At 66.2% G+C, this 14,374-nt stretch carries 11 protein-coding genes; 9 read left to right on the forward strand and 2 right to left on the reverse strand.

The window, feature by feature from the left end; genetic code table 11:
- The first annotated feature begins 51 nt into the window (after window positions 1–51).
- The 6 genes from IHE49_RS11525 to IHE49_RS11550 all read left to right on the forward strand — a co-directional run bounded on the left by IHE49_RS11525 (window position 52) and on the right by IHE49_RS11550 (window position 7,293).
- Window positions 52–1,047 (forward strand): MoxR family ATPase, encoded by a 996-nt coding sequence (locus IHE49_RS11525; protein WP_192158209.1) that lies wholly within the window; start codon window positions 52–54, stop codon window positions 1,045–1,047.
- Window positions 1,044–1,979, forward strand: coding sequence for a DUF58 domain-containing protein (locus IHE49_RS11530; protein ID WP_192157979.1), 936 nt, complete (start codon window positions 1,044–1,046; stop codon window positions 1,977–1,979). The genes IHE49_RS11525 and IHE49_RS11530 overlap by 4 nt, the downstream gene beginning before the upstream one ends.
- Window positions 1,979–2,494: a DUF4381 domain-containing protein gene (locus tag IHE49_RS11535; RefSeq protein WP_225578390.1), complete on the forward strand. Its 516-nt coding sequence runs from the start codon at window positions 1,979–1,981 to the stop codon at window positions 2,492–2,494. The genes IHE49_RS11530 and IHE49_RS11535 overlap by 1 nt, the downstream gene beginning before the upstream one ends.
- Window positions 2,487–3,467 carry a VWA domain-containing protein gene (locus IHE49_RS11540; RefSeq protein WP_192157983.1) on the forward strand — a complete coding sequence of 327 codons (981 nt, stop codon included), beginning with the start codon at window positions 2,487–2,489 and terminating at the stop codon, window positions 3,465–3,467. Before IHE49_RS11535 ends, IHE49_RS11540 begins: the two co-directional genes overlap by 8 nt.
- Window positions 3,464–5,533, forward strand: a complete 2,070-nt coding sequence (locus IHE49_RS11545; protein WP_192157985.1) for a tetratricopeptide repeat protein — start codon at window positions 3,464–3,466, stop codon at window positions 5,531–5,533. The genes IHE49_RS11540 and IHE49_RS11545 overlap by 4 nt, the downstream gene beginning before the upstream one ends.
- A gap of 92 nt (window positions 5,534–5,625) precedes the next feature.
- Window positions 5,626–7,293 (forward strand): BatD family protein, encoded by a 1,668-nt coding sequence (locus IHE49_RS11550; RefSeq protein ID WP_343227575.1) that lies wholly within the window; start codon window positions 5,626–5,628, stop codon window positions 7,291–7,293.
- On the opposite strand, the gene IHE49_RS11555 is transcribed toward IHE49_RS11550, so the two are convergent.
- Window positions 7,280–7,801: an O-acetyl-ADP-ribose deacetylase gene (locus IHE49_RS11555; protein WP_192157989.1), complete on the reverse strand. Its 522-nt coding sequence runs from the start codon at window positions 7,799–7,801 to the stop codon at window positions 7,280–7,282. The two genes, IHE49_RS11550 and IHE49_RS11555, sit on opposite strands and share 14 nt — an antisense overlap.
- 40 nt (window positions 7,802–7,841) lie before the next feature.
- On the opposite strand from IHE49_RS11555, the gene IHE49_RS11560 reads away from it, so the two are divergent.
- The 3 genes from IHE49_RS11560 to IHE49_RS11570 all read left to right on the forward strand — a co-directional run bounded on the left by IHE49_RS11560 (window position 7,842) and on the right by IHE49_RS11570 (window position 12,819).
- Window positions 7,842–8,309 carry a MarR family transcriptional regulator gene (locus IHE49_RS11560; RefSeq protein WP_192157991.1) on the forward strand — a complete coding sequence of 156 codons (468 nt, stop codon included), beginning with the start codon at window positions 7,842–7,844 and terminating at the stop codon, window positions 8,307–8,309.
- Window positions 8,310–8,483: 174 nt separating this feature from the next.
- Window positions 8,484–9,590, forward strand: coding sequence for an efflux RND transporter periplasmic adaptor subunit (locus tag IHE49_RS11565; protein WP_225578391.1), 1,107 nt, complete (start codon window positions 8,484–8,486; stop codon window positions 9,588–9,590).
- Between the two features lie 124 nt (window positions 9,591–9,714).
- Entirely contained in the window at window positions 9,715–12,819 is a 3,105-nt protein-coding gene (locus IHE49_RS11570) for an efflux RND transporter permease subunit (protein WP_192157995.1), read from the forward strand.
- 39 nt (window positions 12,820–12,858) lie between these two features.
- Here the strand turns inward: IHE49_RS11570 and IHE49_RS11575 are convergent, their stop codons facing one another.
- Window positions 12,859–14,220, reverse strand: a complete 1,362-nt coding sequence (locus IHE49_RS11575) for a PAS domain-containing methyl-accepting chemotaxis protein (protein ID WP_192157997.1) — start codon at window positions 14,218–14,220, stop codon at window positions 12,859–12,861.
- Between the last annotated feature and the right edge of the window lie 154 nt (window positions 14,221–14,374).

The raw sequence follows: 14,374 nt of genomic DNA on the forward strand, positions 1-14,374 counted from the left end.
GTACGCCTGGCTGCGGTCGATAGCGGCGTCTTTATTGCAGGAAACACCATGATGGACATGCCTGAAACCTCGCCTCGAAGCCGCTTGCATCAGGCTTTCGTGCAACTTCGCGACGAGCTGCAGGGTTGCATCATCGGCCAGCCGAAGCTGGTGGACTGCTTGCTGGTGGCGTTGCTTGCTGATGGTCATCTGTTGGTGGAGGGAGCGCCGGGCCTGGCCAAGACCACGGCGGTGAAGGCGCTGGCCGCGCGCATCGAAGCGGATTTCCACCGCGTGCAATTCACGCCTGATTTGCTGCCAGCCGACCTCACCGGCACCGACGTCTTCCGTCCGCAGAGCGGCAGCTTCGAATTCGAGCAGGGACCGTTGTTCCACAACATCGTATTGGCGGACGAGATCAATCGCGCGCCGGCCAAGGTGCAGTCGGCGTTGCTGGAGGCGATGGCCGAACGGCAGATCACCGTGGGCCGTGCCACCAGGCCTTTGCCGGAACTGTTCATGGTGATGGCCACGCAGAACCCGATCGAGCAGGAGGGCACGTTTACGCTGCCCGAGGCACAGCTCGACCGCTTCCTGCTGCACGTGACCATCGGTTACCCCGACGCCGGAGCCGAGCTGGCGATCTTGCGTCTCGCTCGCGAACAGGCCAGTCGCCGGGCGCATGCGGTTGCTGCTCCGGTGTCCTTGCTGAGTCAGTCCGACGTGCTCGCTGCTCGCGATGTGGCGATGGCGGTGCACATGGCATCTGCACTGGAGGAATACCTTGCCCAGCTCGTGCTGGCCACGCGCGATGCGGGGCGCTACGGGCCGGAACTGAAACGCTGGATTGCCTGGGGCGCCAGCCCGCGGGCCACCATTGCACTGGATCGCTGCGCGCGCGCGCAGGCGTGGCTGGCGGGGCGCGACTACGTATTGCCTGATGATGTGCATGCCATCGTGCACGAAGTGCTCCGCCATCGAGTATTGCTGAGCTACGAGGCAGAAGCCGAAGGAGTTCGCAGCGACCAGGTGATCGCGCGGCTGCTGGATCTCGTGCCGCTGCCGTGAGCGCCGTCTTGCCGAACCGTGCCGATGGCGACGGCCGCGTGCGCGTGTCGCTGGCCGAACTGGTCGCATTGGGCACGCGAATAGGTCGCGCGAAATTGTCGCCAGCCGACAGCCGCGCAGCGCGCAGTGGCCAGCACTCCAGTCGCCTCTACGGCCGCGGCATGGATTACGCCGAGTCGCGTATTTATCAGGCGGGCGACGACGTGCGTCGGCTCGATTGGCGGCTCACCGCGCGAAGCGGCAGGTTGCACACCAAGCTGTTCCAGGAGGAACGCGAGGGTCGTCTGTTGATCCTGCTGGATACCCACTCGAGCATGCGCTTCGGTACCCGCGTCCGCTTCAAGTCGGTGCAAGCCGCGCGTGCCGCGGCCTTCGCTGCATGGCTGGCCGTGCGCGCGGGCGAACGCGTCGGCATGCTGGCTTTTGGCGAGCAGGATCGCTTGCTGCGTCCACAAGGCTCCGCCCGTGGCGCGCTCGCCGCATGCGGTGCGCTGGCCGAGTGGGACGCGATGCCGTCAATGGCACGCTCCGAGCCGCTATCCACAGCCTTGCTGCGCGCGCGGCGCTTGCAGCATGGTGCCAGTCGCGTGCTGCTTATCAGTGACGGTTTCAGTGCGGACGACGAAACGCGGCAGCATTTGTTCGAACTGAAGGCGCGCGCCGAAGCCGGTGTGCTGGTGGTAGCCGACGCGTTGGAGCGCGAACCGCCGCCGCCCGGTCGTTATCCACTGGAACATGGCGGGGAGCGTCGCGACGTGGTGCTGTTTGGCGAGCGTCAGCGTCGCGAGTTCCAGCAGGCGCTGGGCACCGGTCCGGCGCGATTGGAAACGCTGGCACACGGCGCAGGCGTGCGCTGCCGCGTCATTGACACGCGCAACGACCCGCTCGCAGCCGTCAGCGAATTGCTGGGTGCAACCGGGGTGTGCCGATGATGCCGCAGTCGCTACCGCAAAATGGCCCCGAGCTGCGCGACATCCACTTGCCGCCTGCCCCCTCATGGTGGCCGCTGGCGCCGGGCTGGTGGGCAATGATAGTGCTGGTGCTGCTGGCAGTGATCGTGGCGGCGTGGTTCCTGCTGCATCGCCACCGCCAGCACAAGCAACAGCGCCTGTTGCTGGGCGAACTGGAAGAACTGGCGGCACGTCACGCGCGCGTCGGTGACGATGCTGCGCTGGCGGCCGCACTCCATCAACTGCTGCGTCGCGTGGCCCGTAGCCACGATGAGGCTGCGACGAGGCAACGCGGCGACAGTTGGCGACGGACGCTGGCACGCGTGCCGGTTGCGATACCCGTGCTCGATCGCCTGATGGCATTGGAGCAGGCGATCTACCGGCCGCAAGCGAAGCTCGACGCGCCCGCCACCTTGGCCGCTGCCCGCAGCTGGTTGCGAGCAGCGGCAAGCCCTCGTGCTTGGAAGCCACTTGCGGTGGAGCAGGGCCATGTTTGAGTTCGCATGGCCCTGGCTGTTCCTGCTGTTGCCCTTGCCTTGGTTGTTGCGGCGCATGCTGCCGCAGGTGTCGCCAGGGCAGGCATTGCATCTGCCGCAACCGGGTCTGCGACTCGCCGCGACGGGCGGCAATGCAGTCCGCAGTGTCGCGCCGTGGCTGCTTGCGTTGGCCTGGTCGTGCCTGGTGGCCGCTGCTGCCCGCCCACAATGGGTGGGCCCCCCGCAGGCACAGCAGCGCAGCGGTCGCGCGCTGCTGTTGGCGGTGGATCTGTCCGGCAGTATGCGCACGCCCGACATGGAACTGGCCGGCCAGCCGGTGAGTCGCTTCGGTGCGGTGAAGGCCATTGCAGGCAATTTCATCGATCGCCGTCGTGGCGATGAGATGGGGTTAATCCTGTTCGGTAGCCAGGCATTTCTCGTGACGCCGCTCACCTACGATCTCGACGCGGTACGCGCACAATTGCAGGGTGCCGAGGTAGGTCTGGCCGGCACCGAGACCGCCATCGGCGATGCCATCGCCATTGCGGTGCGGCGCTTGTCCGAACTGCCCGAACAGGCGCGCGTGCTGGTACTGCTCACCGACGGCGTCAACAACGCCGGCAGCATCACGCCGTTGGAGGCCGCGCGCGCCGCACAGGCGGCTGGCGTACGCATCTACACGGTGGGCATAGGTGCCGAGCGTATGCGCGTACCCGGTTTCTTCGGGGCACAGGTCATCAATCCGTCCGCCGAGCTGGACGCGGCGATGTTGACGAAGATCGCCGACGACACAGGCGGCCGCTTTTTCCGCGCCACGGACAGCGCCCAACTGGCTGATGCCTACCGCGCCATCAACGCGCTGGAACCGATGCAGCAGCATGGCCCCAGCCTCCGGCCACGTAAGGAATGGTTCACCTGGCCGCTGGCAGCAGCCCTGCTGTTGTGGCTGTTGGCCACCGTGCCGCGTGGACGGGTGCGTGGAGCAGTGGCATGAGCGCGATGCTGGCGCAGTTCCATTTCCTGCGGCCATGGTGGTTGTGCGCGCTTATTGCGTTGCCATGGTTGCTGTGGCAAATCTCGCGGCGTTCGCGTGGGCTGCAGGCTCTGTCGCGGCTGGTCGATGCGGAATTGTTGCCGCATTTGCTGCACGGTCGCGCCGCGCGGCAGCGTCTGCCTTCGGGATTGCTCGTGATTGCCTGGATGCTGGCGACGCTGGCATTGGCCGGGCCGACCTGGAGCCGTGTCGAGCAGCCGTTGTACGCGCGCCGCGCGGCACAGGTAGTGGCGATTTCGTTGTCGCAGCGCATGCTGTCACGGGACGTGGCGCCAAGCCGCATCGATCGCGCGCGCTACAAGGCGCACGAATTGCTGGCGGCCAACCAAGACGGCCTCAATGCACTGATCGGCTATGCCGGCGAAGCCTTTGTAGTGGCACCGCTGACCTCCGATGCGCATAGTCTTGGAACCCTGCTCGATGCGATGGCGCCCGATACGATGCCGGTGGATGGCGACGACATGGCGGCGGCAATAGAGCGCGGCGCTGCATTGATCAACGACGCGAAGGTCGGCGGCGGTTCGCTGGTACTGATCGCGGATACGGCGGATGCCGCGGCACAGTCGGCCGCGCGCAAAGCGCTTGCAGAAGGCGTGCATGTCTCGGTGTTGGGCATAGGCACGACGCAGGGCGCACCGGTGCCGTCAGGGGGTGGCGGCTTCCTGCACGACGCGCAGGGCAACCTGCAACTCGCCGCCCGCGATGACGGTGCGCTGGCCGCGGTCGCGGCAGCAGGGGACGGACGCTACGTGCCGATGAGCGCAGATGACGGCGACATCGCTACGCTCAAGGATGCATTGCGTGCGGGGAACGTCCAATCGGCACAAGGCCAGTTTGGCGACCAGTGGCAGGATCGCGGCCCATGGTTGCTGCTTCTTCTTCTTCCATTGGCCGCGCTGGCATTTCGTCGTGGCTGGCTGATGTTGTTGCCGCTGGTGTTGCTGCCGATGTGGCCGGGCACCGCACATGCCGCGAGCTGGCGCGACCTGTGGCAGAACAAGAACCAGCAGGCGGCTGCGGCGCTCAAGCAGGGCGACGCGAAGCAGGCGATGCAGCTGGCGAAGGATCCCTCCCTGCGTGGTGCAGCGGCCTATCGTGCTGGCGACTATGCGGCCGCCGCGCAGGCGCTGCGCGAGGCGAAAGGTGGCGACGCGAACTACAACCGCGGCAATGCATTGGCGCGCGAGGGCAAGTACGAGGAGGCAATCCACGCCTACGACGAGGCCCTGCGGCACGATCCCGCGAACGCGGACGCAAAGGCGAACAAGCAAGCAGTTGAGGACTGGCTGCGCAAGCAGCAGAAGCCGCCGCAGAATTCTTCTTCCTCGCAGCAGCAAAAGCAGCAACAGAAGCAGGAGGGTTCGTCCTCGTCGCAGGGACAGAGCGGCAGTGGGCAAGGCAACGGTCAGCAGGACAAGAGCGGCAAAGATGACAGCGGCCAGGACAAGGATGGACAAAGCCGGCAAGCCCAGGGCGACGCGAACAAGAGCGACAAGCAACCCGGCAAGCAGCCGCAGCAAGGCCAGGACTCCAAGTCGCAGGATCGGCAGAATCCATCCAACGGCCCCGGCCAGTCGCAGCAGGCCCAATCGCCAACGGATCAGGCTGGGCAAAGCGACAGGAAATCCGGCACGCAACAAGACGAGCAGCAAGACAAACAGCAAGACAAACAGCAAGACAAACAGCAAGACAAACAGCAAGACAAGCAACCGCCATCGACGCCCGAACAGCAGGCTGCACAGCAAGCGCAAGCCGCAAGGGCACAGCAGGCGCTGAAACAGCAACTCGACAAGCAGTTGGGTACACCCGGTAAGCCCGAGGCCAAACAACCGCCGGCACATCAACTCGGCGCGGTCGGCGTCGACGACCTGCAGACGAAGCTTCCGGCGGATCTGCGTCAGGCCCTGCAGCGCGTGCCCGACGATCCGGGCGCGCTGTTGCGCCGCAAGTTCGAGCTCGAATACCAGCGTCGCCACGGCGATGCGCCCGACGAGGATGGGCAGTGATGTTTCGACGACAGCACCTGTTCTTGCGTTCGTTTCTGACCGCGAAGATCAAATGGGCGCAAATCCCAGGTCGCACTATGCAAAGCATTTGCGTGCTCCTGTTCCTCGTTTTGCCGTTCGCCGCACATGCCACCGACGTGCAGGCCACGCTGGATCGCAGCACCGTACAGCTGGGCGAGACGGTGACCTTGAACCTGCACATCAAGGACGGCACAAGTGCGGCGATGCCCGACCTGAGTCCGCTCGAACAGGACTTCGACATTCTCGGCAGCTCGCAGAGCAGTGATCTCAGCATCGTCAACGGCCAGCGCAGCGCCGAGCTGGTGATCGGCGTGGTACTGCGACCGAAGCATGTGGGCACGCTCGTCGTGCCGCCGCTCGGCGTGGCCGGCGGGCAGACGGCGCCATTGCAACTCGTGGTAAGCCAACCCGATCCGTCGTCGGCTGCGGCGGCGGACAAGAATGTCTTCATGGAGTCCGAGCTGGCGCCGCAACACGCCTGGGTAGGCCAGCAGCTCAGCTATGTGGTGCGGCTCTACATCAGCGGCGATGTCACCAACGGCACGTTGGATGCGCCGCTGGTCGATGGCGTGCAGCTCAACCAGGTCGGTGGCGACCTGCGTTACGACAAGGTGCGCGGCAACCGCGAATACCGTGTGATCGAGCGGCGCTATGCGGTGGTACCGCAGCACGCCGGCACGCTCACGGTTCCCGCATTGAACTTCAGGGGCGTGGCGGTGGATCCCAACGATCCCGACAGCTTCTTCGGTGGGGGTACTCAGGTCGCTGCCAGTGCTCCCGCACAGACGGTGCAGGTGCAGGCTGCGCCCGCAAACTGGGGGCAGTCGGCATGGCTGCCCGCGCGCGCGCTCAGCCTTTCGCTCTCGGGCTGGCCCGACGCCGGCACGCCCGTGCGCGTGGGCCAGCCGATCAACCTCACCATGACGCTCAGCGCGACCGGCCTGCCAGCCGAGGCGCTGCCGCAGCTCAGCCTGCCTTCGATATCCGGCGCCACGGTGTATCCCGACCAGCCGAAGACCGCCACCGCAAACGACGACGCATGGCTGCAAGGCAGCAGCGAACGCCGCTTCGCGGTGGTGCCGGAACGTGCCGGCACGCTGACCTTGCCGGCCACCACCTTGCGCTGGTTCGATGTGACTTCGGGACAGGAGCAAACCGCCGAAATCCCTGCGCACAGCGTCACCGTGTTGCCGGCAGCGGGTGCGGCATCCGCATCGCCGACCGCTGCGTCGACTCCGGAGCCAGTTACGGTAACCGTTGCCGCGTCGGCGCCGTCCAGCGCGACGTCGCACGGCGTTCCATGGCGGTGGATCGCGCTTGGCAGCCTGCTGTTGTGGTTGTGCACGATGTTGGCGTGGTGGCTTTTTCGACGACGCGTGCCGCGAGGCGTCGTCGCGGCCACGGCGAAGCATGCATCTACCGATGGCGTGCGCCAGCAGAGGCTGGCCTTCCTGGCCGTGGCGCGCGGTGGCGATGCAATGGCGCAGTTGCGCAGCCTGCTGGCTTGGGCACGGGCGGAACGCCCGGCCATCCGCAATGCGGGCGAGTTGGAAACCGCGCTGGCAGACGTGACGCAGCGGCGCGCCATCGCCGACCTGCAACGCTGTTGCTACGGCAATGCCGCGCCGGCGGCGGCTGTCGATCTGGCGGGTGCCTTCGAACGCGGTTTCATTTGGCGCAATGACGAAAGCAGGGAAGATGACGGCTTGCCGCCGCTCTACCCCTTCAAGCTGGAATGAGCGCGTGCCGGAACACCGCGTGCATCGGCTCGCTGTAGCAGCAAAGGATGAGGTCCAGCCCGGGATCGCGCGCCAGCTCTTCGTGCAGCGCGCCGGCGACAACCTCGGCGGCAAGCGGAGCGGGATAACCGAACACGCCGCAACTGATCGCGGGAAAGGCGATGCTGCGCAAGCCGTGTTCGCGTGCGAGGCGCAGCGCGTTGCGGTGGCAATCCGCCAGCAACAGCGCCTCGGCACGGTCGCCGCCGTGCCATACCGGGCCCACCGTATGGATCACCCAGCGCGCTGGCAGGTCGAAGCCGGGCGTGATGCGCGCTTCGCCGGTGGGGCAGCGTATGCCTGGCGCGACCTGTGCCAACGCCCGGCATGCGGCGAGCAATGCCGGGCCGGCGGCGCGATGGATGGCGCCATCGACGCCACCGCCGCCAAGCAACGTCTCGTTCGCCGCGTTGACGATGGCATCCACGGCCAGCGTGGTGATGTCGGCGATGACGACGGTAAGGGGCATGCGGGCTTATGCTTGGCCTGTTGACGGCGAGGTTGCAACGATGACGGCGAAAACGGAAGAACTTTCCTTCGGCTATCTGCTGAACGACGTGACCTTGCTGTTCCGCAAGCACTTCGACCGGCGCGCCGTTAAGTACGGCCTCACGCGCGCGCAGTGGCGCGCCACCAAGATGCTCTATCACCGCGAGGGCATGCGGCAGAACGAACTGGCCGAGGCGCTGGAGATGGAGCCCATTGCGGTGGGCCGGGTGATCGACCGGCTGCAGGCCGCCGGTTTCGTGGAACGCCGTCCCGATCCGCGCGACCGTCGCGCCTGGCGGCTGTATGTCACCGCACAGGCGCACGAGGTGGTGGACGATATGGAACAGGTGGCGCGTGAGCTGCGCCGCGAGTCCACCGTGGGCATCGAATACGATGAGCTGAAGCGCGCGCTCGACGTGATCGAACGGATCAAGGCGAACCTGCAGGCACTGGACGCAACAGAGGCGCAAGCTCCCCTCGAAGAGTAGGCGCTAGTCGCATCGGACGCATTTGCCAAGTGCCGGGCGTCGTTGTCGTTGATGCATCGACGTGTGGTGCGATGCGCGGTACTTTTGGAATCCGCCGACCATCCCGGTGTGTGATTCCCGGATGGTGAAATTCCGTATCGCATCAGCGGGGAGCCCATGCCGCAGCGCATTTCCTTGAAGAAACCAGTGGCATTGCTGGCCGTGGTAGCAGTGGCCGCGCTGGTCGCGCACGCATGGTCTAGCCACGGCAAGGCCGGTTCGGACAAGCCCAAGGCCACACAGGCGGTGCCGGTGAAAGTGGCAACGGCCGTGCGCGGCGACCTTGACCTCTCGCTCAAGGTGAACGGATATGCCGAGGCATATTCCACCGTGACCGTGCAGTCGCGCGTCAGCGGCCAGCTCGAATCCATCGCGTTCGCGCTGGGCGGCCGCGTGCGCGAGGGCGAGGTGATCGCGCGCATCGATCCCAGCCTGTTGCAGGCGCAACTGGATCAGGCGCGCGGCAATCTCGCCAAGGACCAGGCGCAGCTCGTGAATGCCCAGCAGGTGCTGCGACGCTATACGCCGATGCTGGCCAAGGGCTACGTCGCGCAGACCGACTACGACGGCTACAAGGCGAACGTGGGCATCTACGCCGCCTCGGTGAAAGCGGACCAGGCCGCCGTGGAAATGGCGCAGACGCAGCTTGGTTACGCACAGATCAGCGCGCCGGTGGACAGCATCGCCGGTGCGCCGCTGGCCTATCCCGGCGCGCAGGTGAGCGCGAACAGCACCAACCTCGTCGTGCTCAACCAGGTGCGGCCGATCCACGTGACGTTTTCGGTACCGGAATCCGCGCTGGGCGACATCCGGGCGGCGGAGGCGCGCGGCAAGCTGGCGGTGAACGTGCAGGTGCCGGGCGCATCCGCGCCGCTGCAGGCCACGCTGGATTTCGTCAACAACGCGGTGGACACCGGCACCGGCACGATCCAGCTGAAGGCGAGCTATGCCAATGCGGACGATCGCCTCACTCCCGGCCAGTTCGTGCAGGTGACCCTGCCTACCGCGCGCCTGCACGACGTGGTGACGGTGCCGGTGACGGCCCTGCAGAACTCGCCGAACGGGGCTTTCGTGTTCGTGTTGGATGCGGAAGGCAAGGCTAGTCAGCGCATGGTGACCGCGGGAGCGAATGACGGCGCAAGCATCGTGATCGGGAAAGGCCTGGACGGCGGCGAGAAGGTGGTCACCGACGGGCAGATGCTGTTGACGAACGGCACGAAGGTGCAGGTGGTGACGGAATGACGGGGACTGCGGCGAGATTGGCCCTTCTTCCCGGCAGAGAGAGGGCTCAAGCGGGTGTTGCGGGTTCGCCTGCCGGGCTGAGCGGTGATCCGGCGCCACGCCGCCTGCAGGGGGGGCGCATCCTTTGAACCTGCCAGCCCTGTGCATCCGCCGCCCGGTGATGACCGCGCTGTTGATGATCGCGCTGATCGTGTTCGGCGTGGCCGCGTATCCCAACCTGGCGGTGAACGAGTTGCCGAACGTGGATTTTCCCACTATCTCGGTGAGCGCGAGCCTGCCCGGCGCCTCGCCGGAGACGATGGCGACGGCGGTGGCCACGCCGCTGGAGAACCAGTTCTCCACCATCGCCGGCATCAGCCAGATGACTTCGACCAGCGCGCTGGGTTCGACGTCGATCACACTGAGCTTCGACCTGAGCCGCAACATCGACGGCGCCGCACAGGACGTGCAGGCGGCGATCTCGGCGGCGATGCGCCAGTTGCCCACCAACATGCCCACGCCGCCCACCTTCCGCAAGGTGAACCCGGCGGACAAGGCCATCCTTTACCTCACGCTCAGTTCCGACACGCTGCCGCTGTCCACCGTGGATGAATACGCTGAAACGCAGCTGGCGCAGGAGCTGTCGATGATCGAAGGCGTGGCGCAGGTGGGCGTGTTCGGCTCGCAGAAATACGCCGTGCGCATCAGCGTCGATCCCGCCAAGCTGGCCGCCAACGGCGTTGGCATCGACGTGCTGGAGCAGGCCGTCGCGAACGCCAACGTCAACCTTGCCACCGGTTCGCTCAACGGCTCGCGCCAGCTGGTACAGGTGAGTTCGGACGGCCAACTGCAGAAGGCGGCGCCGTACAACGACATCATCGTGGCCTGGCGCAACGGCGCGCCGATCATGTTGTCGCAGCTCGGCAAGGCCGAGGACAGCGTGCAGAACGACCAGGTGGCGAGCTGGTACAACGGCAAGCGCGCGATCGTGCTGGCGATCGACCGCCAGCCCGGCTCCAACACCGTGGCCACCATCGACCGCATCCGCGCGGTGCTGCCGCAGTTCCTGGCCACGCTGCCGCCGTCGATCAAGCTGGAGACGCTGTACGACCGTTCCGTCTCGATCCGCGCCTCGGTGGACGACGTGCAGTACACCCTGCTGCTGGCGGGCGTGCTGGTGGTGCTGGTGATCTACCTGTTCCTCGGCAACGCCTCGGCCACCCTGATCCCCGCGCTGGCGCTGCCGGTGTCCATCATCGGTACCTTCGGCGCAATGTACGCGCTGGGCTACAGTCTGGACAACCTCTCGCTGCTGGCGCTGACCCTGGTGGTCGGCTTCGTGGTGGACGACGCCATCGTGATGCTGGAGAACATCGTGCGCCACATCGAGACGGGCACGGACCCGTACGAGGCGGCCATGGTCGGCGCCAGCGAGATCGGCTTCACCATCTTCTCGATGACGCTGTCGCTGGTGGCGGTATTCCTGCCGGTGATGTTCATGGGCGGCATCGTGGGGCGTCTGTTCCACGAGTTCGCGGTGACGCTGAGCGTGGCGATCCTGATCTCGGGTTTCGTCTCCATCACGCTGACGCCGATGCTTTGCAGCCGCTTCGTGAAGCATGCCGAGCACGAGAAGAAAGCACGCGTGGTGCTGTGGTTCGACCGCTGCTTCGACGCCGTGCGGCGCGGCTACGCGCGCTCGCTGGACTGGTCGGTGGCGCATCCGCGGACCATCCTCGGCGTGTTCTTCGCCAGTCTGGTCGCCACGGCGGTGCTGTTCGTGGTGGTGGACAAGGACTTCATCCCCGCCGGGGACACTGGCCAGCTGCAGGTCAATACCGAAGGCCCTGACGACATTTCCATCAGCGGCATGGCCGCGCGCCAGCAGCGGCTGGCGGAGATCGTGGCGGACGATCCGAACATCGACGCTTACATGTCCTCGGTGGGTTCGGGCGGCTCGCGCACCACCACCAACAACGGTTCGATCTTCATGCGGCTCAAGCCCGCGGACGAACGCGCGCTGACACCCGACCAGATCATCCAGGAGCTGCGGCCGAAGTTCGCCAGGGTGCCGGGCATCCGCGCCTATATCCAGAACCCGCCGCAGATCCAGGTGGGTGGCCGTGCTTCCAAGGCCGAATACCAGTACACGCTGCAGTCCACCGACCTCGATGCGTTGTACGCGGAGTCCGGCAAGGTGCTGGCCGCGTTCGCCAAGCTGCAAGGCTTTCAGGACGTCACCAGCGACCTCGATCTCAACGGACCGGCCATCGACGTCAAGGTGGATCGCTCCAAGCTGGCGCCGCTGGGACTCACCATGTACCAGGTGCAGAACGCGCTGGGCACGGCATTCGGCGAAGGGCAGGTCTCGACGATCTACGGCACGGCCACCCAGTACTGGGTGATCCTCCAGGTTAACTACGCGTTGCAGAACAACCCGGAGGTGCTGTCGCAGCTCTACGTCACCTCCAATACTGGCACGCTGGTGCCGCTCAACACGGTGGCCAGCTTCACGCGTACCGCACAGCCGCTCACCGTGAACCACCAGGGCGAGCTGCCGGCGGTGACCATCTCGTTCAACCTCGCGCCGGGCGTGAGCCTGAGCCAGGCAGTGGGGGAGATCGACGGCGCGATGCGCGACCTGCGCCTACCCGCGTCCATCACCGGCAGCGTGCAGGGCACGGCACAGGCCTTCCAGGACTCCATGCAGGGCATGGGCCTGCTGCTGGCGCTGGCGTTGTTCGTGATCTACCTCGTGCTGGGCATCCTGTACGAAAGCTTCATCCACCCGCTGACCATCCTCTCCGGCCTGCCTGCGGCAGGCGTGGGCGCGCTGCTCACGCTGATGATTTTCCGCGCACCGCTGGACCTGTTCTCCTTCGTGGGCATCGTGATGCTGATCGGCATCGTGAAAAAGAACGCGATCATGCTGATCGACTTCGCGCTGGAGCGGCAGCGCACGGAAGGCATGGCGCCGGCCGCGGCGATCATGGAAGCCTGTCACGTACGCTTTCGACCGATCATGATGACTACCATGGCCGCCTTCGCCGGCACCTTGCCGATCGCGCTGGGCCTGGGCGCCGGCGCGGAAACGCGCCGCCCGCTGGGTCTTGCCGTGGTCGGTGGCCTGCTGGTGTCGCAGGTGCTCACGCTTTACCTGACGCCGGTGATCTATCTGTACATGGACCGGTTGCAGCAGCGGTTCGGCGGCAAGCGCCGCCACGGCGCCGAGGCCGCACGGGCAGGCTGAGCCGGCACCCGGCGTCGCGGCGGCGACGCCGGGCGTCATTCAGTCGGCTGCACCTGCCTGCAGTTCGGCAATGGTGCGGCTGGCCTGCGCCAGGCCATTGGCCTGTGCACGGGCATCGTCGGCGATCTGCCGGATCAAATGGCCGACCTGGGTCGACGAGCCGGTGATGGCCTGCATCGCGTGGCCGGCGCGTTCGGCATGGTTGGCGCAACTGGTCACGGCATCGGTGGTGCTTTGCACCAGGGAGTGAATGTCCTTGGCGGACTCGGCGCTGCGTTGCGCCAGCGCGCGCACTTCCTGCGCCACCACGGCGAAGCCCTTGCCAAGTTCGCCGGCATGCGCGGCTTCCACTGCGGCGTTGAGGGAGAGGATATTGGTCTGGAAGGCGATCGAGTTCATCACCGAGATGATTTCGGTCATGTCCCTGGAGTGCCGGTTGATGTCGGCGATGTCGGTGACCAGGCGCGCCACCAATGCGCTGCCGGCGTTGGCACTCTCGTTGGCTTCGGAGGCCAGCTTGTTGGCGGTCTGCGCCTCGCCGGCGATCGCGGGCACCGTGGCATTGAGCTCTTCGACCGAACGGCGTAGCGCCTGCGCGGCCAGCGTCTGGCGGGTTACGTCGGTGGCGAGCTTGACCACCTTGTGCGGCTGGCCCGAGGCATCGAGGATGGGGTTGTAGCTGGCCTGCAGCCATACCGGGCTGCCATCGCGGCGCACGCGCTGGAACAAGCCGGAGTTGTACTCGCCCCGGTGCAGACGTATCCAGAAGTCGCGGTAGGCCGAGCTTTCGCGTTCCTTCCGTTCGACGAACATGCGATGGTGCTGGCCGACCACCTCGTCGCGCCGGTAGCCCATCACGGCGAGGAAATTGTCGTTGGCTTCCTGCACGACGCCGTCGAGATCGAAGGTGATGACCGCCTGCGCGCGGTCGATGGCGGCGAGGCGACTCGCCATCTCCGCCGCCGCAAGGCGCTGGGCGGTGACGTCGGTGGCATGCTTGATCACGCGACGCACGCGTCCGAGCGGATCGCGTATCGGGCTGTAGCTGCCCTGGATCCACACCTCGCGCCCGTTGGCATCGATGCGGCGGTACACGCCGCTGTCGTGCTGGCCGCTGCCCAGTCGTTGCCAGAACTCGCGATAGGCGTCGCTGTCGCTTTCGTCAGGAAGCACGAACATGCGATGGTGCTGGCCGACGACCTGCTCGCGGCTGTATCCGAAGCAACGGAGGAAGTTGTCGTTGGCGTCGAGGATGGTGCCATCCGGCGCAAACTCGATCACCGCCTGCTCGCGGTCGATGGCCGCGAGGCGGCCGATCAGTTCATGGCGCTCGCGCTGGTCGAGCCACAGTTGCCGCAAACCACGCAGGCGGTCGAACAGGGAATACAAGGTAGTAGCCACGCAATCCCCCCTGGTACGCAGGTTGTCCCTATCTCTGCGCTAACGGCGGCAGTGCGCCGGACTTGAGCGCTTTTACCGTTGCCAGGTTCCTTCCCGGCAAACAGCCCTGGTACCGGCCCCGGCATGCATCAGAACAACCATTGTGCGGCCCGCT

Origin of the sequence: Rhodanobacter sp. 7MK24 (genome assembly GCF_014842995.1) — a bacterium.
Taxonomy (GTDB): domain Bacteria; phylum Pseudomonadota; class Gammaproteobacteria; order Xanthomonadales; family Rhodanobacteraceae; genus Rhodanobacter_A.